The organism is Alicyclobacillus shizuokensis NBRC 103103, assembly GCF_001552255.1.
GTDB lineage: Bacteria > Bacillota > Bacilli > Alicyclobacillales > Alicyclobacillaceae > Alicyclobacillus_G > Alicyclobacillus_G shizuokensis.
The window spans coordinates 34,943-56,960 of record NZ_BCQV01000033.1 but is presented as its reverse complement, the minus strand read 5'-3'; the positions used below and the strand labels follow the sequence as shown (position 1 = coordinate 56,960).

The window sequence follows — 22,018 nt, the reverse complement described above, 5'->3', positions numbered from 1 at the left end:
TACTTTATGTTCTTTATCTCTACAATCAAGGATTTACATATTTTCATATGGGATATGCGGCTGCTCTTGCTGTTGTGCTGCTTCTTATCATTGCCGTGTGCTCAGCTTTACTGTTCTTGACATCCAGGTATTGGGTTCATTATGAGGATTGAGGGAGTGAAACAATGAAGAGGCCATTTGTCCAATCGTGTATCACCCATGTGTTGCTCATCATCGGGAGTTTCTTGATGGTGTACCCGATATTGTGGATGTTCTTTGCGTCATTCAAGCCTGCGAGGCAAATCTTCTCAACTACCTCGCTACTTCCTGCAAGTTGGACTCTTCAGAACTATATCAACGGATGGGTAGGGCATGATGGAATTAGTTTTGGCACCTACTTTGTTCACTCCACAGTTATCGCGGTCATCGTAGTACTAGGCAGTCTTTTTAGTGCCTCGCTAACTGGATTTGCCTTCGCCAGACTTCAATTCCGGCTGAAAAACTTCTTATTCGGGTTCATGTTAGGTACAATGATGCTTCCCGTACAAATTACTCTGATTCCTCAATATATAATTTTCCATAAAATAGGATGGGTGAATACATTTATACCTCTAACATTGCCCAGTTTTCTGGGCACAACGCCGTTCTTTATTTACCTAATGGTTCAGTTCATACGTGGAATCCCAAGGGATCTGGACGAAGCTGCTGCAATTGACGGCTGTAGCTTGTTTCGGATGTTTGTGTCCATTATTCTCCCGCTGGCCAGACCTGCATTGATAACGATATCGATATTTGCCTTTTATTGGACATGGGGAGACTTCTTTACCCAGTTAATATATCTGACTGATCCTCATCTGTTCACGGTTCCTATTGGATTGAACCTGTTCCTCGACAATACAGGTCAGAGTGAGTGGGGGCAGATGTTTGCCATGTCTATGCTCTCTATTATTCCTGTGTTAATTATTTTTGTGGTGTTTCAGAAGTACTTGGTAAAGGGAATCGCAACACAAGGGCTTAAGGCGTAATAGCGGAAATACTAGGGGAGGATATGGTTGCATGAAGAAGGCTATATCGTTTGCAATCATTGGGTGTGGAGGGATCAGCCGAATCTATCTGGATCTAATCAAGCACTTGGACAACGCAAACCTGGTAGCCGTTTGTGATGTGAATGGCGACAGGGCTAGAACTATAGCTAACAAGGTCGATGTAGACTGGTTTACCGACTATAGTCGACTATTCGATCGTGCGGATATAGACGTTGTCTGCATTTTAACCCCGAGCGGGACGCACGCTGACATTGCGATGTCTGCTGCGAAAGCGGGAAAACACGTCATTGTTGAAAAACCCTTAGATGTCACGCTTGAAAAGGCGCAGCAGGCCATTGCCGCTTGTCGGGCCGCAGGCGTCAAGCTGGCGGTCATTTCCCAGCATAGATTTGATCTATCCACGATGCGTGTGAAAGAAGATATGGTTAACGGCAGATTCGGCAAGCCAGTGCTTGCTCAGGCGACTGTCCACTGGTTCCGTGGTCAGTCTTATTACGATAGAAGCCGTGGGGCTGGAACCTGGGCAATGGATGGTGGCGGAGTGTTGATGATTCAAGCCCTCCACACCATTGACATCATGCAATACATCATGGGGCCGATAGAGAGTGTTTTTGCGCACACAGGAACGTTTACACACAAGGGAATTGAGGTCGAGGATACTGCGGCTGTGGCACTTGTCTTCAAGAACGGTGCCGTCGGAACCATCAGTGCCACCACAAGCGCCTACCCGGGACTCGACACGAGGCTAGAGATCATTGGTGAACTAGGCAGCGCGGTTATCCAGAACCACACTCTCAGGAATCTATACTATCGCCAGCCGGGACACCCGGATCCGATGTTCGGCGAAGGCGGGACCAACTGTGCACCCAATTATGTCGAGGAGGAAGGCCATGCGCATGGCCGTCAGCTGGCTGACATGATTGCTGCCATTCAAGAGGATAGAGAACCTCTCGTGAATGGCGAGGAATCTCTCCACGTCCTAAAAGTCATTCTGGCTATATACCAATCGGCACGAACTGGGGAAAGGGTATATATTTACTGAATAGAATGTCAGATCCAATGCGAAAGGATGATATGTCGTGCAAAGACGAGCGTTTAAATTGCGCATTCGTGAGGGAACAGCAGAAGAATACGTGCGGCGGCATCAAGCGGTCCATGAAGATTTGTTAAGGGTCTTTGAAAGTGTAGGCATCAAGACCTACAGTATTTTCATGGATGGGAATATCCTGTATGCCTACATGGAGGCTGAAGACTTGGACTCGGCTATCAAGTCTATTGAGGAACATCCGGCGAATATACGGTGGCAAAAGTATATGTCGGATATCTTGATAGCCGATCACGAAGGACGGACGATGGTACCCCTACCTGAAGTGTTTCACTTCCCTCAGGGGGCGTACGGCCCATGATCGCGCATCTTTAGGAACACCAACTCAGGAGGGCGATGGGGCAATGCAGAGTACCCTAGCATGTGCATATACATGCCAAATGAAAAGGCTTTTCCAGACATATCATTTGTAATGCCAGGTCGTGGACACAGGCATCAAGCTGACCACCAGGGCGAGCCTGTCGCTTGTTGGAGAAGCGACATTATCGGGCGTCTCCCTTTCCGTCACCGATACCATTCTAGCGACGTAGAACCAATCGGTAACGCTAGCCAGGTATTATCTGAGATGTCCCCGTGGAAAATAGTTTGCTTTTCGCATCTGCACTTTGGCGATGTCATAGGCCATTTGAGCTACATATCCGATGATGGAAATTGGCAGAACACCATCCTGTGGCCACGACTTTGTCAATCATGGTTGCGACGAAAACTCTTTACCGACCCAAATGCCGGCTGATCGAATGAGAAACACAGCAGGGCAAGATAATACGGACAAGAACGGCCCGAAAAAATAAGAGTATACGATCATAAAACAACAAAAAACAAATTCTATGGTATACTGAATTTGTATCACAGCCATAGGTCCGTGTGGGTTTGGCGCTTCAAATACTGACGCAACGTAAGTTTAGGGGAGTGTTCCACAAGCATGGCACATATGCGCGAGGACGAGGCGTGGAGGAGTGGCTCTAAGAAGTCCGACCGTGATCTCCATTCCATCAAATCCAAACTCAAATCCCTCATCATCGAAACCCCATCCTGGGGATATGCCAACAGCGGCACGAGGTTCAAGGTGTTCCGGCAGCCCGGTGTTCCTCGCAATCCGTATGAGAAACTCGAAGATGCGGCACTGGTGCATCGCCTGACGGGTGTGTGTCCCAAGGTGGCCATCCACATTCCGTGGGACCACGTCGATGACTACCGGGACCTGAAAGCCTATGCCGAACAGCTGGGTCTCCAAATTGGCGCGGTCAATCCCAATCTGTTTCAGGACGACGACTACGCGTTGGGGAGTGTCTGTCACCCGCGTAAAGAGGTGCGCGAGAAGGCCGTTGCCCACATGCTCCAGTGCGTCGAGATCATGAAGGCGGTAAACTCGGACGTGCTCAGCCTGTGGATCGCTGATGGAACCAACTATCCAGGACAGGACGACTTTCGCAAGCGGAGGCAGTATTTGATAGAGGCACTTGAGCGTGTCTACACGGAATTGCCGGAAGGTGCCCGGATGCTTATTGAGTACAAGTTTTTCGAACCTGCGTTTTATCATACGGACCTGCCCGACTGGGGAACCGCGTACAGTTGTTGCTTGAAGCTGGGGGATAAAGCCCAGGTGTTGGTTGATCTAGGCCATCACCCGCAAGGAACGAACATTGCGCACATTGTGGCTACGCTGTTGGATGAGGGTAAGCTGGGCGGTTTTCACTTCAACAACCGAAAATACGCAGATGATGACCTGATGGTCGGCTCCATCGATCCCTATGAACTCTTTCTCATTTGTCTCGAATTGGTGAGCGCGGAAAAAGACGCAGACACCGCGGCCTGTGCGTCGCAGGTGGCTTACATGATTGACCAGTCCCACAACATCGAGCCGAAGATCCCGGCCGTCCTGCGTTCGGTGGAAAACATCCAGACGGCGTTCGCCAAGGCGTTGTTGGTACCGCGCCAAGAACTTCGGGATGCGCAGGCGGAAGGCGATGTCATTCGCGCCGAGCGCATACTCTACGACGCGTTTCAGACGGATGTGCGACCGTTGTTGGCCGAGGTGCGTGAGGAGCTCGGCGTGCCGCAGGATCCGTTGGCGGCGTACCTGCACAGTGACGAAGCCAAGCAGCGGCTGCAGCGGGGGACTGGGGGGCAAGGGTGGACGTGATGGCCAGGTGGCGCGGCTTTGCGGCGGATTTGGGGGCGAGCAACGGGCGCACAGTCCTGGGGGAGTTTGACGGACAAGTGCTCTTGCTGAAGGAATTGACCCGCTTTCCCAATCAGCCAGCCACATTGGGCGATACGGTGTATTGGGATTTTCCCCGGCTGTTCCACGAGGTGTGGGTTGGTCTGTTGGCGGCTCGACAGCAGGGTGGGATTGACAGCCTCGGTATCGATACTTGGGCGGTAGACTTTGGCTTAATTGATGGTCACGGGGAATTGGTCGCGAATCCCCGGCACTATCGAAACCCACAGTTCGTAGCGGCCATGACACAGGTGTTGGCTTCTATCTCCAAGCATGATTTGTTTCGGCGGACGGGCATTCAAATCCTGCCCATCAATACCATTTTTCAACTCGCTTACTTGCGTACCGAGCGTCCGCAGCTGTTGGACTGCGCGCGGCACGCGGTGCTGTTGCCCGATCTTTTCACGTTTTATCTGACGGGCGAGCTGGCGAGCGAGTTCACCGATGCCACCACAACGCAGCTGCTGCGTCAGGGCACGTTGGATTGGGACGGCGATTTGCTTGCTGCGCTCGGGATTCCGTCGGATCTGCTGCCGCCCGTGGTACCGCCGCTGCACCGGCTCGGGAGCCTGCGTCCCCGCTTGCAGGCGCAACTGGGAGCCGGTCGCGTCGATGTCGTGAATGTGGCGGAACACGACACCGCCTCCGCGATTCTCGCGTTGCCGTCAGGCGCGCGCAAAGTGGCCTACATCTCTAGCGGTACGTGGTCGTTGGTCGGCACACTCGTCCCGCGGCCGCTCATCACAGAGGTGACCGAACAGTTTAACTTCACCAACGAAGGCGGTGTCGGCAACTACCGGTTGTTAAAAAATGTAATGGGCCTGTGGTTGTTGCAGGAGGTACGCCGCCTTTGGGCGCACCAGGGCCGCAACGTGTCGTTTGCTGACATGATGGCCATGGCCCAGCGTGCCAACCCAATGGCCTGTGTGATCGATCCGGACGCGGATGTGTTCCTGGCGCCGGACGACATGGTCCAGACGATACAGGCTTTCGCGGCGCGTACGGGCCAACATGTGCCCGAGGACGACGCAGCGGTGGTGCGCTGTATCCTCGAAAGCCTGGCGCTCAAGTACCGCTGGGTGTTGGAGCGTCTGGAAGAGGCAACGCAGAGTCGGTTCGATGTGATTCACGTGGTGGGAGGCGGGGTGAACAACGCCGCCTTGTGTCAGTGGACGGCCGACGCCACGGGCAAGCCGGTGGTGGCTGGACCGGCTGAGGCGACCGTGATTGGGAATCTGTGCGCACAGCTGATTGTCCAAGGGGAATTGAGCGGGGTGGATGAGATCCCGGCGCTCATTGGCCGTTCGTTTGCCCAGACAACCTACACGCCACGCCCAGACGATGGGCGCTGGGCGCTTGGGTATGAGCGGCTCGTTGCGCTCATGGAACAGACAGAGCCCACGCCGGCCAGCGCCCGCACGGGCGGATGGGGGCAAGGGCGACAGGTGAAAGGAGATACTTGTTGATGACGGCAACCGTTGTTGAGACTTCTTTGCAGCAACTGGTGGTTCGCTCCAACCGGTTGGGTTCCGACAGATCCGTGTGCAACTGGGGCGGCGGGAACACATCAATGAAGACGATGATGACCGACTTTCGGGGTCGTCAGGTCAAGGTGCTTTGGGTCAAGGGAAGCGGTTCCGACTTGGCCGAGGCCACCGAGAAAAGCTTCACTGCACTGCGTTTGGACGACATCATGCCGCTGCTTGAGCGGGATGAGTTGAGTGACGAGGAGATGGTGGAGTACCTTGCTCACTGCATGCTGGACGCGCGCCACCCGCGCTCTTCCATTGAGACGCTCCTGCACGCGTTTCTCCCGTTCGCCCATATTGACCACACCCACCCGGACAGCATCATCTCCTTCTGCTGCGCCGACAACGGCCGCCAGTTGGCCGAGGAGTTGTTCGGCCAGCGAATGGTCTGGGTGCCGTATGTGCGTCCGGGCTTTCAATTGTCGAAGATGATTGCCGAAGCGGTGGCGGCGAATCCGGCGTGTGAATTGGTGTTGATGGAGAAACACGGCCTCATCACGTGGGGAGACACGTCCGACGCCTGCTACCAGAACACCCTGCGGGTGATTCAGGAGGCGGCCGATTACATTGCCGCCCGGATGAACCCGCAAACCGTGTTCGGCGGCCCCCGGAATCAGTCTCTCCCACGCGAGCGACGTCAGCAGGTGGCGGCGGAGGTGCTGCCTGTCATCCGCGGCCTGGTGTCGCAAAGGCAGCGGGCAATTCTGACCTATGACGACAGCGATGACTTGCTCCAGTTTGTCAACAGCCAGGATGCCCCAGAGCTGTCGCAGGTGGGCGCCGCCTGTCCGGATCACCTTGTCCATACGAAACGGGTCCCGCTCTATGTCGACTGGCAACCGGAGAGCGAAGATGTGGAGCAGTTGGTTGCGCGCCTGCGGGCCGGAATGGAGCGGTACGCAGCCGAGTACAGCGAGTATTTCCAGCGACACACAGACGGTCACCAGTCTATGGCCGATCCGTACCCGCGCGTGATTCTCATTCCCGGGCTCGGGGTAATCGGCACGGGCAAGACGAAGAAGATGGCAAATATCGCGGTAGATCTGTACCGACGGGCGGTGGCGGTGATGAAGGGGGCGAGCACGCTCGGGCGGTTCGTGTCCCTGGATGAGCGGGAGTCGTTCCGTGTGGAGTATTGGCCGCTTGAACTCTACAAACTATCGCTCGCCCCGCCGGAGAAAGAGTTGTCGCGGCAGGTGGCGTTTGTCACCGGCGGTGCGGGAGGCATCGGCAGCGCCACCGCCGAGCGTCTGGCGGCCGCCGGCGCGCACGTGGTCATCGCGGACATCAACACGGACCGGGCGCGGCAGGTGGCGGGGGAACTGGCGGATCGCTTTGGTGAAGGGACAGTCACCTCGGTGTACCTGGATGTGACTAGGGAGGACGCGGTCGAGGAGGCGATGCGGGCGACGATCCTGGCCTACGGCGGTCTGGACCTGCTCGTGTCGAACGCGGGCCTGGCCAGTTCCGCAGCCCTCACGGAGACCACGCTGGACGAATGGAATCGCAACCTGGCCGTGCTGGGGACCGGGTACTTCCTGACCTCGCGGGCGGCGTTCGTCACGCTGCTGCGGCAAGGCATTGGTGGCAGCATCGTGTTTGTCGCGTCCAAAAACTCGGTGTACGCGGGCAAGGACGCGGCGGCGTACAGCAGCGCCAAGGCGCTGGAGGTCCATCTGGCGCGCTGTTTGGCGGTCGAGGGCGGGCCGCACGGAATCCGCGTCAATTCGGTGCTGCCGGACGCGGTCCTGCAAGGGTCGCAGATCTGGAACTCCAGCTGGCGCGAGGAGCGCGCCGCCGCCTACGGGATTTCCCCGGACGAACTGGAAGAGTATTATAAGAACCGAACCCTCCTCCATGTCAACGTGGTGCCGGAAGACATTGCGGAAGCCATTTTGTTCCTGGCGTCCGGGAGAGCGGCCAAGACGACGGGCTGCATGTTGACCGTGGACGGAGGCGTGGCGGCCGCGTTTACGAGGTAGTGCAATGAAAACCACCTATGGTAAGTCGGTGATGAATTCAATGTTGATGGCAGACCGGCACCGCCGCATTGTGGAGCTTGTCGAGCGGGAGGGGAGTGTGCGCGTCTCCGAGCTGAGCGAACTGTTCCAGGTGACGGAGGAGACGATACGGCGCGACCTCGATAAATTGGAGTCAGAGGGCAAGGTCCTGCGCACCCACGGCGGGGCGGTCCGTAACGAGGAGCCGGGACTGGAAATCCCGGTGTCGGAGCGGGAAATTGAACGGATTGAGCAGAAGCGCAAGATTGCCGAGAAGGCGATGGAGTGGATTGAAGTAGGCGACCAAATCATGCTCGACGCCAGTACGACCGCCTGGCAGATGGCGAAGATTCTTCCCGACATCCCGTTGACTGTGGTCACCAATTCGGTCAAGGTGGTCATGGAACTGGCCGGCAAGGACAACATCCAAGTCATCTCGGTTGGGGGGAACCTGGCTGTCAGGTCGCTCTCCTTTGTCGGTCCGCTGGCCGAGCGCTCGCTGGACAGCTACCATGTGGGCAAACTGTTCATGTCTTGCGGGGGCTGCCACCTCGAGTACGGTATCAGCGAGACCACGGAGGAGCAAGCGCGGGTCAAGGCGAAGATGATTGCCAACTCGGACGAACTCATCCTGTTGGTGGACTCGAGCAAGTTTCAAAAGCGCGCCTTCACCAAAATCGCACCGGTGCGGGTGGCGGACATGCTCATTACGGACGCCGAGGCAGACCCCGGCATTGTAGAACAGATTGAGGCCCTGTCTGTGTCCGTGCATAGGGTTGAATGAAGCAAGTCGCGGGGCGGATCGGCGGTTGTTTGGACCGCAGGGTCCGCTTGCGTCCTTTTCGGTTCTTTTCATAGCCTCTTGTCAAAGCCCTGCGGCTCTGTTATGGTGGTCACGTCGAATCAACTGCATAGAGCTCGTATAATGCGGGGGATACGGCCCGGCAGTCTCTACCAAACGACCGTAAATCGTTTGACTACGAGTGAAAGCGCGTCTAGGGTTCCGCGCAGGGGAAGCGGTGGCCGACAGGGAATGGCGGCGGCGACGCATGCGCGCGTCGGAAAGCAGAGCCGCATTTGTTGGCGGACATGCTGCGTGTAGTCTGTCACGGCAGGGGCACAACATGCCATGGCCTCGCCTGCGGTCAGGACCGAGCGACGCGTCCGCGCGGACATCCGAGCGGCACACCAGAGGGATAAAAGCCCAGACGGACAGGTTTCACTTGCTTGCAATTGGTGGTCAAACCTGTCGGTCTGGGCTTTTTCTGTTGGCTTGTGGTTCCCCGCCGGACATGGACGACCTCTCACTTTTTCGTGCCAGGAGTGTGATGACCTGTGCAGTCGCTTCACCGCCGCATCCGGGAGGAAGGGCGCGTAGTGTCACCGACCGTTCTGAAGGTCGACTCATTTCTCAACCACCAGGTCGATCCCGCTTTCATTATGGACATCGGCAAGGCTTTTGCCGCGCGGTTCGCAGCCGAGCGGGTGGACAAGGTGCTAACGGTCGAGGCCAGCGGTATCCATATCGCGATGGCGACCGCGCTGTGCCTGGATGTTCCGTTTGTCTACGCCAAGAAGCGGCGCGCCCTCACGCAGTCGGGCGAGGCGTATTCCGTGCCGATTGTCTCGTACACGCGCGGCGAGACGGTTCCTATCACCATCTCCAAGACCTATCTGCGCCCGGGAGAGCGGGTGCTGATTGTTGACGACATCCTCGCGCGGGGAGGCGCAATCCTTGGGTTGTGCGAGATGATTCGGCACGCGGGAGCCCACCTGGTTGGGGTGGGGGTGGTCATCGAGAAGAGTTTCCAGGAGGGGCGGCGACAGTTGGACGCCCTCGGGGTACCGGTCTGCGCCCTGGCGCGCATTCTCCGTATGGGCACGGACGGGATAGAGTTCCTGGCCGATGAGGGTGCGGTGGACGCCGCACCGAACAACGCCCTGGCTGGGACATCCCCTCTGCAACGTCCACAACCCTATTTCTCACAGAACGGGAGTGGCTTTTGATGACGATGCCTACTCAGTCGCTGCGGCGGGCGCAGGTGGTCACGCTCGGCCTGCAGCACGTGCTGGCCATGTACGCCGGGACGGTCGTGGTGCCGTTGCTCATCGGCAGCGCGTTAAAGCTGAACTCGGCGCAGATGGCGTATCTGCTGGCTTCGGACCTGTTCACCTGCGGCCTCGCCACCCTCTTGCAGGTCATCGGAACGCGCTTTGTCGGCATCCGTCTGCCGGTGGTACTGGGCTGCACGTTCACTGCCGTCGCGCCCATCACGGCCATCGGTCAGACGTCCGGGCTGCCCGCCGTCTTCGGCGCCATCCTGGCGGCCGGTCTGATGGTCGTGTTGGTGGCGCCTGTCTTTGGCAAGGTGCTGCGCCTGTTTCCGACTGTGGTGACGGGGTCTGTCGTCACCATCATCGGTCTGTCCCTCATCCCGGTGGCCATGAACGACGCGGCCGGGGGCAGCGGCAGCTCCGACTTCGGCCGGCCGCTGAACCTCTGTCTGGCGTTCGGCACGCTGCTTCTCATTTTGCTGGTCAACCGCTTCTTGACCGGCTTTGCCCGCGCCGTCTCCGTGTTGATTGGCCTCATGCGGGCACCCTGGCGGGTTGGCTGTTCGGCATCGTCCACTTCGACGCCGTGGCCTCGGCCTCCTGGGTGAGCGTCGTGCACCCGTTCTACTTCGGAGTGCCGCGCTTCCAACCGATGGCTGTGCTGACGATGTGCGTGGTCTGCCTGGTCAGTTTGGTCGAGTCCACCGGCGTCTACTTCGCCATCAGCCGGGTTACCGGCCAATCCATCACGGAGGCGGACATCGTCAAGGGACTGCGGGCGGAGGGTCTGGCCATCCTGATTGGCGGCTTGTTCAATACCTTTCCGTACACCACGTTCTCGCAGAATGTCGGCCTGGTCTCGCTGACGCGCGTGAAGGGGCGCAACGTCGTTGTTGCGGCCGGCGTGATTCTGGTCATCCTCGGCTGTCTCCCCAAGCTGGCAGCGTTGGCGACGGTGATTCCCAGCTCCGTCCTCGGCGGCGCGATGATGGCCATGTTCGGCATGGTGGTCGCCTACGGAATGAACATCCTCTCGCATGTCGACTTTAGCCACAACGAGAACCTTCTGATTGTGGCTTGCAGCGTCGCGGTCGGCTTAGGATCCGCGGTCGTGCCGCAGGTGTTCAGCCATCTCCCGGGTTCCCTGCAGATGCTGCTGCAAAACGGGATTGTCAGCGGATCGATCACGGCCGTGTTCTTGAACCTGTTTCTCCATCACCGCGGCGGGTCGGGGCGGTTGTCCACCCACGCGGGCCGGGAGCCGCGACGTGAATCCCGTGTCCCCCAGACGCTGGCGGAGTGAAACCAGCGTCCACTTACAGAGGCCGCTTGGCCGTTGGCTGTGGTCGCGCCTGGCGCTCTGTGCGTCGGGCGATTGTGTATCACCCCTTCGCGTGAGCGAAGAGGGATTATATCATTCAGATACCGGACAAGCCAAATGTGTCGTGGATTTATGAATCAGCTTGGCTTGGCGCACATAGATGCAACCTCCGGTGACGATGGTAACATAGAATGGGATTTATGAAGGAGGTGAAACCATGAGCGTCAACAGGATTGATTTCAGCAAACGTTACACGCTGAAGGATTATCTATCCTGGGATACCGACGAACGATACGAATTGCTTGACGGTGTTCCCTATCTCATGACCAGCCCTTCATCATGGCATCAGCAAGTTTCGATGAATCTGTCCGGTTTTATATGGAATTATCTGAGGTCAAAGGGGAGTCCATGCAGAGTGTACACTGCCCCCACAGACTTGTTGCTGTTTGATGCGGAAGACAACCTGAATGCAAAGGATGTTGTGCAACCCGACATATTTGTCATTTGCGGCGGTCAACACAGACGGATGGTGAGCGGTGTCCCAATTTGGGTGATTGAAATTTTGTCCCCTTCTACAGTTAGAAAAGATAAAATTATCAAATTGCGAACATACGAGCAAGCCAGGGTTGGGGAATATTGGATCATCGATCCGTTGACCCAATATGTACAGGTATTCGTTTTGGACGACAATGGGAGGTACTCGCAAAATCAGATTCATGAACGAAACGAGAAGGTGAAAGTGTCCGTGTTGGATGATTTCGAGATCAGTCTGTCTGAAGTATTCGGGGATGAAATAGCCATAGGTAACGAATCGGAATAGATAAAGTGTCCGATGAGAGGGATGTTTCAGGACATATAGAAGTAATTTTTGCGTTCAATTGTATACAATCCATTACGGTTCATCGCTCACAACGCAGTTCGACAAGAAATGACAAACTTTTTCATAGTCGCATAGGATTGCGAGAATAATACCCCAGTGCTACCATCCAGATCAAAAGATACCCATGCGCGCAAATGCCGGGGCGTGGGCTCGGTCAGGGCATGGCTGCGGCGGCAGGCAGGAGTGGAGGCGGAGAATCAGGCGTCTGGGCTGGATGACGCTTCTGATTCTGAACAAAACGCCATAAGAAAGGAAAGGACGAACCAGTGCGAAGGAGGAATGGCGTTTGGAGGGAAGCAAGTGTGCCATCACGCTGTCGGTCAATGGGACGTCCTACACGCGGGAGGTGGAGGCGCGCCTCCTATTGGTCCATTTCCTGCGCGACGAGTTGGGGCTGACCGGGACGCACGTCGGCTGCGACACCAGCCAGTGCGGGGCCTGCACCGTGCTCTTGGACGGGAAGGCGGTCAAGTCGTGCACCGTGTTGGCGGTGCAGGCGGACGGGTGTGAAGTGACAACGATTGAAGGGCTCGGCCGCATCGACAAGCTGCACCCGGTCCAGGAAGGGTTCTGGGAAAAACATGGGCTGCAGTGCGGATTTTGCACGCCGGGGGTGATTATGACCGCCGCCGGGCTCCTGAACGAAAACCCGCATCCGACCGAGGAAGAGATCCGCGAGGGGCTGGAAGGGGTCATCTGCCGCTGCACCGGGTACCAGAACATTGTCCGGGCCATTCAGTACGCGGCCGACAGGACGCCTGAGGTCGAACCCGAGCCCGCGGTTGAGGTGGCGGCCTCGGCACCGACCGGCGGCGCCCAAGAGTTGACGCGTCAGGAGGGGGAGGACGCATGAGCACGGTGTTTGGGCAGGTGGTCAAGCGCCGCGAAGACCCGCGTTTTATCACCGGGCGCGGGCAGTACACCGACGACGTGCAGCTACCCGGAATGTTGTATGCAGCGATTCTGCGCAGTCCGCACGCGCACGCGCGGATTATCGGCATCGACGTCGAGGCGGCCAAGCGTGCGCCAGGGGTCGTGGCGGTCTATACGGGGCGGGACCTGGCCGAGCGCATGGGCAGCGTTCCGACGGCTTGGATTCCACCCGAATCCGACTTGAAGACGCCGCCCCATCGCGCGCTGGCGGTCGACAAGGTGCGCTACGTCGGTGACGGGGTGGCGATGGTGATCGCCGACACCCGTTACGCGGCGCGCGACGCCCTTGACCTCATTTCCGTGCAGTACGAGGTGCTGCCCGCGGTGGTGAACCAGGTGGAGGCGATGGAAAACGGGGCGCCTGTTTTGCACGCGGAGGCGCCGGACAACGTGGCCTTCCACTGGCAGATTGGCAATGCCACGGACGAGGTGTTCGCCCAGGCGGAGGTGGTGGTGCGGCATACCATCCGGCAGCAGCGGTTGGTGCCCAACCCAATGGAGCCGCGCGCCTCGGTCGCCCAGTACAACCCGGCGACAGGGGAGTTGACGGTCTGGGTGACTTCCCAGAATCCGCACATCCACCGCTTCGTTCTCTCCGGCATCCTCGGCATCCCCGAGCATCGCCTGCGTGTGGTCGCGACCGACGTGGGGGGCGGTTTTGGCGCCAAGATTGCCGTGTACCCGGATGAGGCGCTGGTGGCGTTTGCGGCGATGGATTTGGGGCGTCCGGTCAAGTGGACGGAGGACAGGCGGGAGCACTTCTTGGTCACCACGCACGGCCGCGACCATGTGGAGGAACTGGAATTGGCCGGTACACGGGACGGGCGCATCCAGGCGATTCGCGTCCGCGCCTATGCCAACATGGGAGCGTACCTGTCCACCGCGGCTCCGGGTGTGCCCACCATCCTCTTTGGCCTGATTGTCCCTGGGCCGTACACGATTCCGTACGTCGGCGTGGACGTGTACGGGGTGTTCACCAACACCACGCCCACCGATGCCTACCGGGGAGCTGGGCGGCCGGAGGCGACATACCTGTTGGAGCGCATGGTCGATTTGTACGCCCGGGAAATCCGCATGGATCCGGTCGAGGTGCGCCGCCGCAACCTGATTCCGGCGGACGAATTCCCCTACCACACGCCGACCGGTCTGGAGTATGACAGCGGCAACTACCACTTGGCGCTGTCGCGGGCCTTGGATATGGCGGATTACGACGGCTTCCGCCGCAAACAACAGGAACTGCGGGCGCAGGGCCGGCATGTGGGTGTCGGGGTGACGACGTACGTGGAGATCTGTGGGCTCGGTCCTTCCCAGGTGGCCGGGGCGGTCGGCTTCCAGGGCGGACTGTGGGAGAGTTCCACAGTGCGCGTGCACCCGACGGGCAAGGTGACCGTGTTTACCGGCTCCTCACCGCACGGGCAAGGCGAGGAGACCACTTTTGCCCAGATTGTGGCCGACAAACTCGGGGTGTTGGTGGAAGATGTCGAGGTAGTGCATGGTGACACGGCCCGCATCTCGATGGGCTGGGGAACGTACGGATCGCGCACGACGCCGGTGGCGGGCAGCGCCTTGGCGGTGGCGCTGGACAGGGTGTTGGAGAAGGCGCGCCGGATTGCCGCGCACATGCTGGAGGTGTCGGCCGAAGACGTGGAGTGTGAAGATGGGCGGTTCTACGCCAAAGGGGCGAAGAGCCGCAGCGTCAGCTTCCAAGACGTGGCCCTCCAGGCGCACCTGGCCTGGAATCTGCCCCAGGGGGTCGAGCCGTCTCTGGAGGCGCAGGCCTTCTATGACCCGGCCAACTTCACCTATTCGTTCGGCACCCACATCTGCATGGTCGAGGTGGACACGGATACGGGCGATGTCCGCATCGACCGCTACATTGCGGTGGACGACTGCGGGCGCGTCATCAACCCGATGATTGCGGAAGGCCAGGTGCACGGCGGCATCGTCCAGGGCATTGGCCAGGCCCTGTGGGAAGGGGCCGTGTACGACGAACAGGGGCAGTTGGTGACTGGCACGCTGATGGACTACGCGATGCCGAAGGCACGCTTCTTCCCGAATTTTGAAACTGCGTTCACCGAAACCCCGTCACCGCACAATCCGCTGGGCGTCAAAGGCATCGGCGAAACCGGCACGATTGCCGCGACGCCGACGGTGGTCAACGCAGTGCTGGACGCCCTGGCGCCGTTTGGCGTGCGGGAAATTCAGATGCCGCTGACGCCGGAGCGCGTGTGGCGATCGATACAGGAAGGGGGGCAACGTTCATGATTCCACAGGCGTTCGCGTATCGACGGGCCAACTCCGTCGCCGAGGCGATTGCCATTCTGCAGGAGGACTCGGGCGCCAAGCTGCTCGCGGGCGGGCACAGTTTGCTGCCGCTGATGAAAATGCGCCTGGCCAACCCGGGCACTCTGGTGGACATCAGCGGGGTCAAGGAACTGCGGGGGATTCAGCGCGTGGGCGACGAGATTGTCATCGGTGCGCTGACCACGCACGCCGACGTGGCGAAGCATCCGCTCATTCGTACCCACTTGCCGGCGTTGGCGGAGGCGGCCGCGCGAATCGGCGACCTGCAGGTGCGCAACCGCGGCACCATAGGCGGGAACCTGGCCCATGCCGATCCGTCCTCCGATCTGCCGGCTGTGGCGCTCGCCTACGACGCTCGACTGACCGTGATGGGACCGGCGGGGCGGGACGTACTGGCGGCGGAAGATTTTTTCCTCGGGCCGATGGTGACGGCCCTGCCGGACGGGCAGGTGATCTCGTCGGTGGCGGTGCCCGTACCGGCGTCCAACACCAGAAGCGCCTATGTGAAGTGTCCGCACCCGGCTTCGGGCTACGCGGTGGTCGGTGTGGCGGCAACGGTGACCGTGGCCGCGGACGGAACGGTGGAACACGCGCGCATCGGCGTGACCGGGGCTGCGGATTGCGCGTACCGCGCCTACCAGGTGGAGGAAGCGCTGGTTGGGCAGACGGCGTCTCTGGAAATCATCCGGCAGGCCGCCCAGTACGCGGCGGAGGACGGATCGATAGGATCGGACGTGTACGCGTCGGAGGAATACCGCCGCCACCTGTGCTGTGTCTATACGGAGCGGGTGCTACGGAAGGTGTTGCTGTGAACCACCCGTTTACGGGCCCTGAAGACGTCGAGCGGGCCTTTGCCCGGGCCGGCTACATCGCGGACAAGGCGCTCGCAACCAGCGTGTTTTTGGCGCTGGCCCTCAAGCGCCCTTTGTTCCTCGAAGGGGAGGCGGGTGTCGGCAAGACTGAGGTCGCCAAAGTGGTTGCCGCGGTGCTGGACCGCCCGCTGGTTCGCCTGCAATGCTATGAAGGGATGGATAAGGCCAGCGCCCTGTACGAGTGGAACTATCCACTGCAGCTGTTGCACATTCGCCTCTGGGAGCGGGCGGCGGAGGACGCCGCTGGGCGCGCTGCGTTGGAGCAGGAGCTGTTTGGGCCGAGGTTTCTGCTGCGCCGCCCGCTGTTGGCGGCGGTGGTGCCCGACGGCCCGGCTCCGGTTCTGCTGATTGACGAGGTCGACCGCAGCGACGAGGAGTTCGAAGCGTTTCTGCTCGAGCTGTTGGCCGAATTTCAGGTGACTATCCCGGAACTGGGGACGCTGCGGGCCCAGGAAGAGCCCCTGGTCGTTCTCACCTCCAACCGCACGCGCGAGTTGCACGACGCGCTCAAGCGCCGGTGCTTGTACCACTGGCTGGACTACCCGTCCTTCGACAAGGAAGTGCGCATTGTCCGCGAGCGGGTGCCCGGGGTGTCCGCCCAGTTGGCGGCCAGCATCACGGCCTTTGTTCAGCGCTTGCGGCAAGAACCGCTGTTCAAGGCGCCCGGGGTGGCGGAGACCATTCAGTGGGCGGAGGCGCTGACGGCGCTCGGAGCCAGACGTCTCGATGCGGAGCGGGTGGAGGCGACGCTCGGGTGCCTGCTCAAGTACCGTGACGACTTGGACCTGTTGCTCGGAGACCGGGAGGCCGATTCGTCGCCGCTGCGGCGCCTGTTGGCTGAAGTCGGCGCTATGCCCGGGGGACAGGTGGATGATTGAGCCAGCGCTGATAGAGGAAAACATGTTGGTGTTCTTGCGGGCGCTGCGGGCCTTCGGCTTCTCCATCGGCGCTGAGGAGGAGGCTGCGGCGCTCGCGGCCCTGGCGGCTGTGGGCTTGGATGAGGAAGCCGTCTGCCGCTTTGCCGTGCGGGCAGTGGTGGCGAAACGGGCGGATGAGTTTGTTATGTTCGACGCCCTGTGGCACCAATTCCTGCGTACACTCCGCGGACCGTCGCTGCCGTTCCTCGCCGAGAACACCCTGGCGGCCCATGTGGCGCGCCTGCGCGCGCAGCGGTGGCAAAGGCCGCAGGTGGTGTGGCTGAGGGCGAAGGGACCGGCAGAGCGCGACGAGGGCCGGCCAGATCCACAGGAGGACGACCAGGTGCAGGTGAACTGGCGGCGGGGAGCCAGCCGCCAGGAAACGCTGCGCCAAACCGACTTCGCCCGGTTGACCGAGACTGAGCTGCGAGAACTGGCTCGTTGGTCGGGGGCGGTCTCCGGACCGATGCGCCTCAGCCGGCGGTGGCGTTCGGATCGACGGCAAAGGCGGATAGACCTCGCGCGGACGCTGCGCAGCAGCCTTGGGCACGGCGAGGTCCTGCGCTGGCTATACGCGGCCCGCGCCGTCGTGCCACGGCCCGTGGTGATGTTGTGCGACGTCAGTGGCTCCATGGAGCCATACAGCCGGGCGCTGCTTAGTTTCGCCCACGTGCTGCTGCAACGGCGGGTGCCGTTGGAGGTGTTCGTCTTCTCGACGCGTCTGTCCCGCATCACCCGCGAACTGCGCCAGCACAGCCCCAATCGGGCGCTGGCGGACGCGATGGCGCGCATTCCCGATTTTGCTGGCGGTACGCGGCTGACCGAGGCGTTGGCCGAGTTTCGCCGCCAATATGCGCGCCGTATGCTGCAGCGGGGTGCGTACGTGCTGCTGGTCACAGACGGGTTTGAGGCGACAGCCAGTGAGCAGGAAGGGGCGACGGCAGGCCCCAGCCAGCGTGGCTTGGTCGGGGAGCTGGCTTGGTTGCGACGGTGGACGCGGCAGCTGATCTGGTTGAACCCACTCGCGGCAGATTCGGCCTATCGCCCAGCCACGGCAGCGGCGCAGGCGTTGCTGCGCGTGTGCCAGGCGGTGCGACCGGCAGGAAACTGGGCGGACCTGGAACAGGCTTGGGAATGGATAGCGAAAGCATAGAATTACGACCGACATGCTGGACGTGAAAAACGGCCGTCAGGGCGGTTTTTTGAAGCAGCGCCGTGGACCACTACACGATTCGTCCCTAGCCGCCGGACGCGCTTCCGGCTAACCGCGACGCATATCTTCGCATGCCGCGAGCACCTCGGACAGGGCCTCGGGGGTGTCCACATCTTTGCCCCACCACGGGTTGGCAAAGTCGGCCCAAGCAAGCGCGGACGCGTGGTGCGAGACGACCGACCGGGCGCCAACGTCCCCCTGCAGCTGCAGTAGTTCCGGAAACACAGCGCTGTCAAACAGCACGGGATGGCCTGGCTGGCCGGCGTAACGGGCGCGCACGATGAGAATGCCGCCCGCTCGTTCCTCAGCGTAGCGGGCGCGCAGTTGGTCCACCACGCTGGCGGGCAGCAAGGGTTGATCCGCCAGCAGCACCATCACGGCGTCGCAGTACGCCATCACCTCCCGCACACCGGTGGCCAGCGAGGAGGCCATACCGGAAGCGTAATCCGGGTTTTTCACCAACCGTATACCTGGCAACCCGGCAAGGGCGCGTCGCACCTGCAGCTCATCGGGTCCCACCACGACGACCACCGGCGCCAGTCCTCCGGACGTCGCCGCGGCCGCCACGCGACGCACAAACGGGATGCCGGCCAACTCCAGCAGCGGCTTGGGTCGGCCCATGCGGGTGGACAATCCGGCGGCCAGCACGATGCCACCCACGCGCGGGCTGGAGGACTCCATTTGCTCTTGTTCCATGCCCATCACCCCCCGATGTGGGACATTTCCACTTTTGGCCGTTGACTGGTGGCCTGCGTCCTCAGTTCGGAGTACCGGTCCCGGCGCTCGCCCCACAATTGGTTGAGCAGTTCCAGCAGCTCGGCATCGGACGCGCCGGCGCGCAGCGGAGCACGCACATCAAACCCGTGCGATGCAAACAAGCAGGTATACAGTTTGCCTTCGGCCGATAACCTGAGGCGCGTGCATTGACCGCAAAACGGCCGCGTCACCGAGGCGATGACGCCAATTTCACCCTGTCCGTCGGCGTAGCGAAACCGGGTGGCCACCTCGCCTGGAGTGCGCGGGGGCACGGCTTCCAGCGGCCAATGCTGGTGGATACGACGGAGGATTTCTTCCGCCGGAACCACGTCGTCCAGCTTCCATCCGTTGGAGTTGCCCACATCCATGTATTCGATGAACCTCACGATGCAGCCACTGCCGCGAAACCGCTCCGCCATCGGGATGATGCTGTCCTCGTTCCAGCCGCGTCGGACCACCATGTTGACCTTGACCGGGCGCAGGCCCGCCGCGTAGGCGTTTTCAATCGCCTGCAAGACCTTGGCGACCGGAAAATGCACATCGTTCATCGCCATGAAGACGGCGTCGTCCAACGAATCAAGGCTGATGGTGATGCGCCGCAGTCCAGCGGCGCGCAGGGCGACCGCCTTGTCTCTTGTCAGGAGCGATCCGTTCGTGGTCAAGGCGATGTCCTCGATATCGTCGAGCTCGGCCAACTGGGCGACCAACTCCTCTAGGTCGCGGCGCAACAGCGGCTCGCCGCCGGTCAGGCGCACCTTGCGGACACCCAGTTGGGCGGCGATGCGGGTGAAGCGAACGATCTCCTCAAACGTCAATAGGGCGGTGCGCGGGAGGAAGGCAAAATCGGGCCCAAAGACCTCTTTAGGCATGCAGTATCGACAGCGGAAATTGCACCGGTCCGTGACCGAAATCCGTAAGTCGCGCAGGGAGCGTCCGAATGCGTCGGTTGGCAACGCGTATCCCTCCTCCGGCCAGGTCCAGCCGTCACTTCGTCCTGGCTATCCACTCTGCCATGATGGTCGCTCGTCATCCGGCTTGGGCACGCCGAGCGTCTGGCGCGCCCACTCAAGGGCGCGGACGTCGCACACATGCCGTTGTTGTATTATTTATTATTATAGATCATGAGGGACAGCGAACCGATGAGCTGGCGATTGGAGCTGCCCACGCATACATAGGCCTGAGGTGAGTCATTTGCAAACGGACATACGTGCCCATTCCAAAACGCGCTTTTCCGCGGCAGGGCAGCCCCCCAAGGTAATCGCGCTCGGGGAATTGCTTATCGATTTCACCCCGGTTGAGGCGCCACCGGTTGGTGATCGTCCGAGTGTACCGGTATTTGCCGCGAATCCTGGCGGCGCCCCGGCCAACGTGTGCGCAGCTTTGGTTCGGTTTGGCGTTCCGGCTGGCTTTGTGGGCATGGTCGGACCCGATGCGTTCGGCCAGCAGCTGAGGGACACACTGATGGATTGTGGCGTCGACACCGCTGGACTTGTGGTGTCTCGGACGACGCCTACGACCCTGGCGTTTGTTCACCTGTCGCCAAACGGGGAGCGCACGTTTCACTTCTACCGCCATCCGGGGGCCGACACCCAGCTTTCGACGGAGGACATCGACTGGAATCGGGTGGCCAGCACGCCTCTGTTCCATTTTGGGTCGGTTTCCCTGACCGACAACCCGGCACGGCAGACCACGCTGGCGGCGGCGCAGACCGCGAAGCGGGCAGGCCGGGTGGTTTCTTTCGACGTAAACCTGAGACCCCCGCTATGGGAAGACCTGGAGGTAGCCCGACAGTGTATTCACGAAGGCTTGACCCTAGCTGATGTGGTCAAGGTGTCCGAAGAGGAACTGAGGTTCCTCTGTCCGCAATGGGCGGCCCAAGCCGAGTCCGTGTGGCAGAGGGATGGCGAAGGCCTGCGGTTGTCCGCAGGCTTCGCCGATGCCATTCGTCGCTTGGCGGACACGTACCGAGTGCGTGCCTTGTTGGTCACACTGGGAGCGGACGGATCGGTCGTCTATGTACCCGGCCAGGAGACGGAGGTCATTCATGTCCCCAGCGCACCGGTGGAGGCGGTGGACACCACCGGTGCCGGGGACGCGTTCATGGCCGGGGTGTTGGCTCGTCTTGCCGAATTTGACTTTGATCTGTACGCGCTGACACCATCCGACTGGCTGCATGCACTCCGATTCGCCAACGCGGCGGGGGCGCTGACCGCGACCAAACGCGGGGCAATTCCCGCGCTTCCCAGCGAAGCGGAGGTTTGGGCCTGGCTGAACAGCCTCACCGGAGCACCACGGTAAGTACCTCCGTGGGTGTTCAGGACATGCGCGCCAACGCCAATTGCTGCAACTCTTCCCGGCACTCGCGGCAGATCATGCGTCCGTGGAAGGACTCAATCGACTCGTCCAGATTGCCGCAAAAGATGCAGGCAGGCTCGTAGCGCTTGAGGATGATGCGGTCCCGATCGGTATAGATGGCCAGCGGGTCCTTGATCTCAATACCGAAGGTGCGGCGCAGTTCGGCCGGGATGGCTATCCGTCCGAGCTGATCCACCTTACGGACAATGCCTGTGGTCTTCATGTCCGGTACCTCCCACTTTCTGCATTCGTCCTCATATATTCCGTCGCCGGCAACGGAAATGTGGGGGTAACTGTACACGGATTCCCACAAGTAAAACCGCTTTCCAGACGAAAGTGACACCAAGGGTGCATGGGCCAGGCCTCTGTCGAGAATACTACGGGCGTAAGGGAGGCGGATGTGCGATGCTACCGCAGGCCTACGTATCCAGGGGTTCAGTGTGAGGCGTGGTTGCAACGACACAAGCGCTACCTTACAGCAGGACGGCCGAAGTGGCCGTCCTGTTGCTGTTTGCAGACCCGTCTGGGCTGG

At 60.3% G+C, this 22,018-nt stretch carries 18 protein-coding genes, 1 pseudogene and 1 riboswitch; of the genes and pseudogenes, 16 read left to right on the top strand and 3 right to left on the bottom strand.

What is annotated here, in order from left to right; translation table 11 throughout:
• Nucleotides 1-227: 227 nt before the first annotated feature.
• The 15 genes and pseudogenes from ASH01S_RS12885 (at nt 228) to ASH01S_RS12815 (ending at nt 18,315) form a co-directional block, all read left to right on the top strand.
• A complete protein-coding gene (locus tag ASH01S_RS12885; RefSeq protein WP_245629063.1) occupies nt 228-1,004 on the top strand; it encodes a carbohydrate ABC transporter permease in 777 nt (258 codons plus the stop codon).
• A 31-nt stretch (nt 1,005-1,035) separates the two neighbouring features.
• A complete protein-coding gene (locus tag ASH01S_RS12880) occupies nt 1,036-2,067 on the top strand; it encodes a Gfo/Idh/MocA family protein (RefSeq protein WP_067928853.1) in 1,032 nt (343 codons plus the stop codon).
• Between the two features lie 37 nt (nt 2,068-2,104).
• The gene (locus tag ASH01S_RS12875) at nt 2,105-2,431 is read left to right on the top strand and encodes an L-rhamnose mutarotase (RefSeq protein WP_067928851.1); all 327 of its coding nucleotides are present in this window, start codon (nt 2,105-2,107) and stop codon (nt 2,429-2,431) included.
• A 630-nt stretch (nt 2,432-3,061) separates the two neighbouring features.
• A complete protein-coding gene (gene rhaI / locus ASH01S_RS12870; protein WP_067928866.1) occupies nt 3,062-4,273 on the top strand; it encodes an L-rhamnose isomerase in 1,212 nt (403 codons plus the stop codon).
• A complete protein-coding gene (locus ASH01S_RS12865; protein WP_157067131.1) occupies nt 4,273-5,817 on the top strand; it encodes a rhamnulokinase in 1,545 nt (514 codons plus the stop codon). Before rhaI ends, ASH01S_RS12865 begins: the two co-directional genes overlap by 1 nt.
• Complete coding sequence (locus ASH01S_RS12860; RefSeq protein WP_067928847.1) at nt 5,817-7,862, top strand: bifunctional aldolase/short-chain dehydrogenase; 2,046 nt, start codon at nt 5,817-5,819, stop codon at nt 7,860-7,862. The genes ASH01S_RS12865 and ASH01S_RS12860 overlap by 1 nt, the downstream gene beginning before the upstream one ends.
• A 40-nt stretch (nt 7,863-7,902) precedes the next feature.
• Nucleotides 7,903-8,664, top strand: coding sequence for a DeoR/GlpR family DNA-binding transcription regulator (locus ASH01S_RS12855; protein WP_067928864.1), 762 nt, complete (start codon nt 7,903-7,905; stop codon nt 8,662-8,664).
• A gap of 114 nt (nt 8,665-8,778) precedes the next feature.
• A riboswitch (purine riboswitch) is annotated at nt 8,779-8,880 on the top strand.
• Nucleotides 8,881-9,215: 335 nt separating this feature from the next.
• Nucleotides 9,216-9,887 (top strand): xanthine phosphoribosyltransferase, encoded by a 672-nt coding sequence (locus ASH01S_RS12850; RefSeq protein ID WP_083517139.1) that lies wholly within the window; start codon nt 9,216-9,218, stop codon nt 9,885-9,887.
• Between the two features lie 5 nt (nt 9,888-9,892).
• Nucleotides 9,893-11,238: pseudogene (locus tag ASH01S_RS12845) on the top strand (nucleobase:cation symporter-2 family protein).
• A gap of 235 nt (nt 11,239-11,473) precedes the next feature.
• Nucleotides 11,474-12,076 carry a Uma2 family endonuclease gene (locus ASH01S_RS12840; RefSeq protein WP_067928846.1) on the top strand — a complete coding sequence of 201 codons (603 nt, stop codon included), beginning with the start codon at nt 11,474-11,476 and terminating at the stop codon, nt 12,074-12,076.
• A gap of 346 nt (nt 12,077-12,422) precedes the next feature.
• Nucleotides 12,423-12,989, top strand: coding sequence for a (2Fe-2S)-binding protein (locus ASH01S_RS12835; RefSeq protein ID WP_083517138.1), 567 nt, complete (start codon nt 12,423-12,425; stop codon nt 12,987-12,989).
• Nucleotides 12,986-15,334 carry a xanthine dehydrogenase family protein molybdopterin-binding subunit gene (locus ASH01S_RS12830; RefSeq protein WP_067928844.1) on the top strand — a complete coding sequence of 783 codons (2,349 nt, stop codon included), beginning with the start codon at nt 12,986-12,988 and terminating at the stop codon, nt 15,332-15,334. Before ASH01S_RS12835 ends, ASH01S_RS12830 begins: the two co-directional genes overlap by 4 nt.
• Nucleotides 15,331-16,185, top strand: coding sequence for an FAD binding domain-containing protein (locus ASH01S_RS12825; protein ID WP_067928842.1), 855 nt, complete (start codon nt 15,331-15,333; stop codon nt 16,183-16,185). Before ASH01S_RS12830 ends, ASH01S_RS12825 begins: the two co-directional genes overlap by 4 nt.
• On the top strand, nt 16,182-17,123 hold the full coding sequence (locus tag ASH01S_RS12820; RefSeq protein ID WP_067928841.1) for an AAA family ATPase: 942 nt from the start codon (nt 16,182-16,184) through the stop codon (nt 17,121-17,123). The genes ASH01S_RS12825 and ASH01S_RS12820 overlap by 4 nt, the downstream gene beginning before the upstream one ends.
• On the top strand, nt 17,116-18,315 hold the full coding sequence (locus ASH01S_RS12815; protein ID WP_067928839.1) for a vWA domain-containing protein: 1,200 nt from the start codon (nt 17,116-17,118) through the stop codon (nt 18,313-18,315). Before ASH01S_RS12820 ends, ASH01S_RS12815 begins: the two co-directional genes overlap by 8 nt.
• Nucleotides 18,316-18,423: 108 nt before the next feature.
• On the opposite strand, the gene ASH01S_RS12810 is transcribed toward ASH01S_RS12815, so the two are convergent.
• On the bottom strand, nt 18,424-19,071 hold the full coding sequence (locus tag ASH01S_RS12810) for a nucleotidyltransferase family protein (protein ID WP_067928837.1): 648 nt from the start codon (nt 19,069-19,071) through the stop codon (nt 18,424-18,426).
• A 5-nt stretch (nt 19,072-19,076) separates the two neighbouring features.
• Nucleotides 19,077-20,084, bottom strand: coding sequence for a GTP 3',8-cyclase MoaA (gene moaA / locus ASH01S_RS12805; RefSeq protein ID WP_067928835.1), 1,008 nt, complete (start codon nt 20,082-20,084; stop codon nt 19,077-19,079).
• Between the two features lie 238 nt (nt 20,085-20,322).
• On the opposite strand from moaA, the gene ASH01S_RS12800 reads away from it, so the two are divergent.
• Nucleotides 20,323-21,429 carry a carbohydrate kinase family protein gene (locus ASH01S_RS12800; protein WP_067928833.1) on the top strand — a complete coding sequence of 369 codons (1,107 nt, stop codon included), beginning with the start codon at nt 20,323-20,325 and terminating at the stop codon, nt 21,427-21,429.
• A gap of 16 nt (nt 21,430-21,445) precedes the next feature.
• Here ASH01S_RS12800 and ASH01S_RS12795 read toward each other — a convergent pair whose 3' ends face one another.
• Nucleotides 21,446-21,709 carry an AbrB/MazE/SpoVT family DNA-binding domain-containing protein gene (locus tag ASH01S_RS12795; RefSeq protein WP_067928832.1) on the bottom strand — a complete coding sequence of 88 codons (264 nt, stop codon included), beginning with the start codon at nt 21,707-21,709 and terminating at the stop codon, nt 21,446-21,448.
• Between the last annotated feature and the right edge of the window lie 309 nt (nt 21,710-22,018).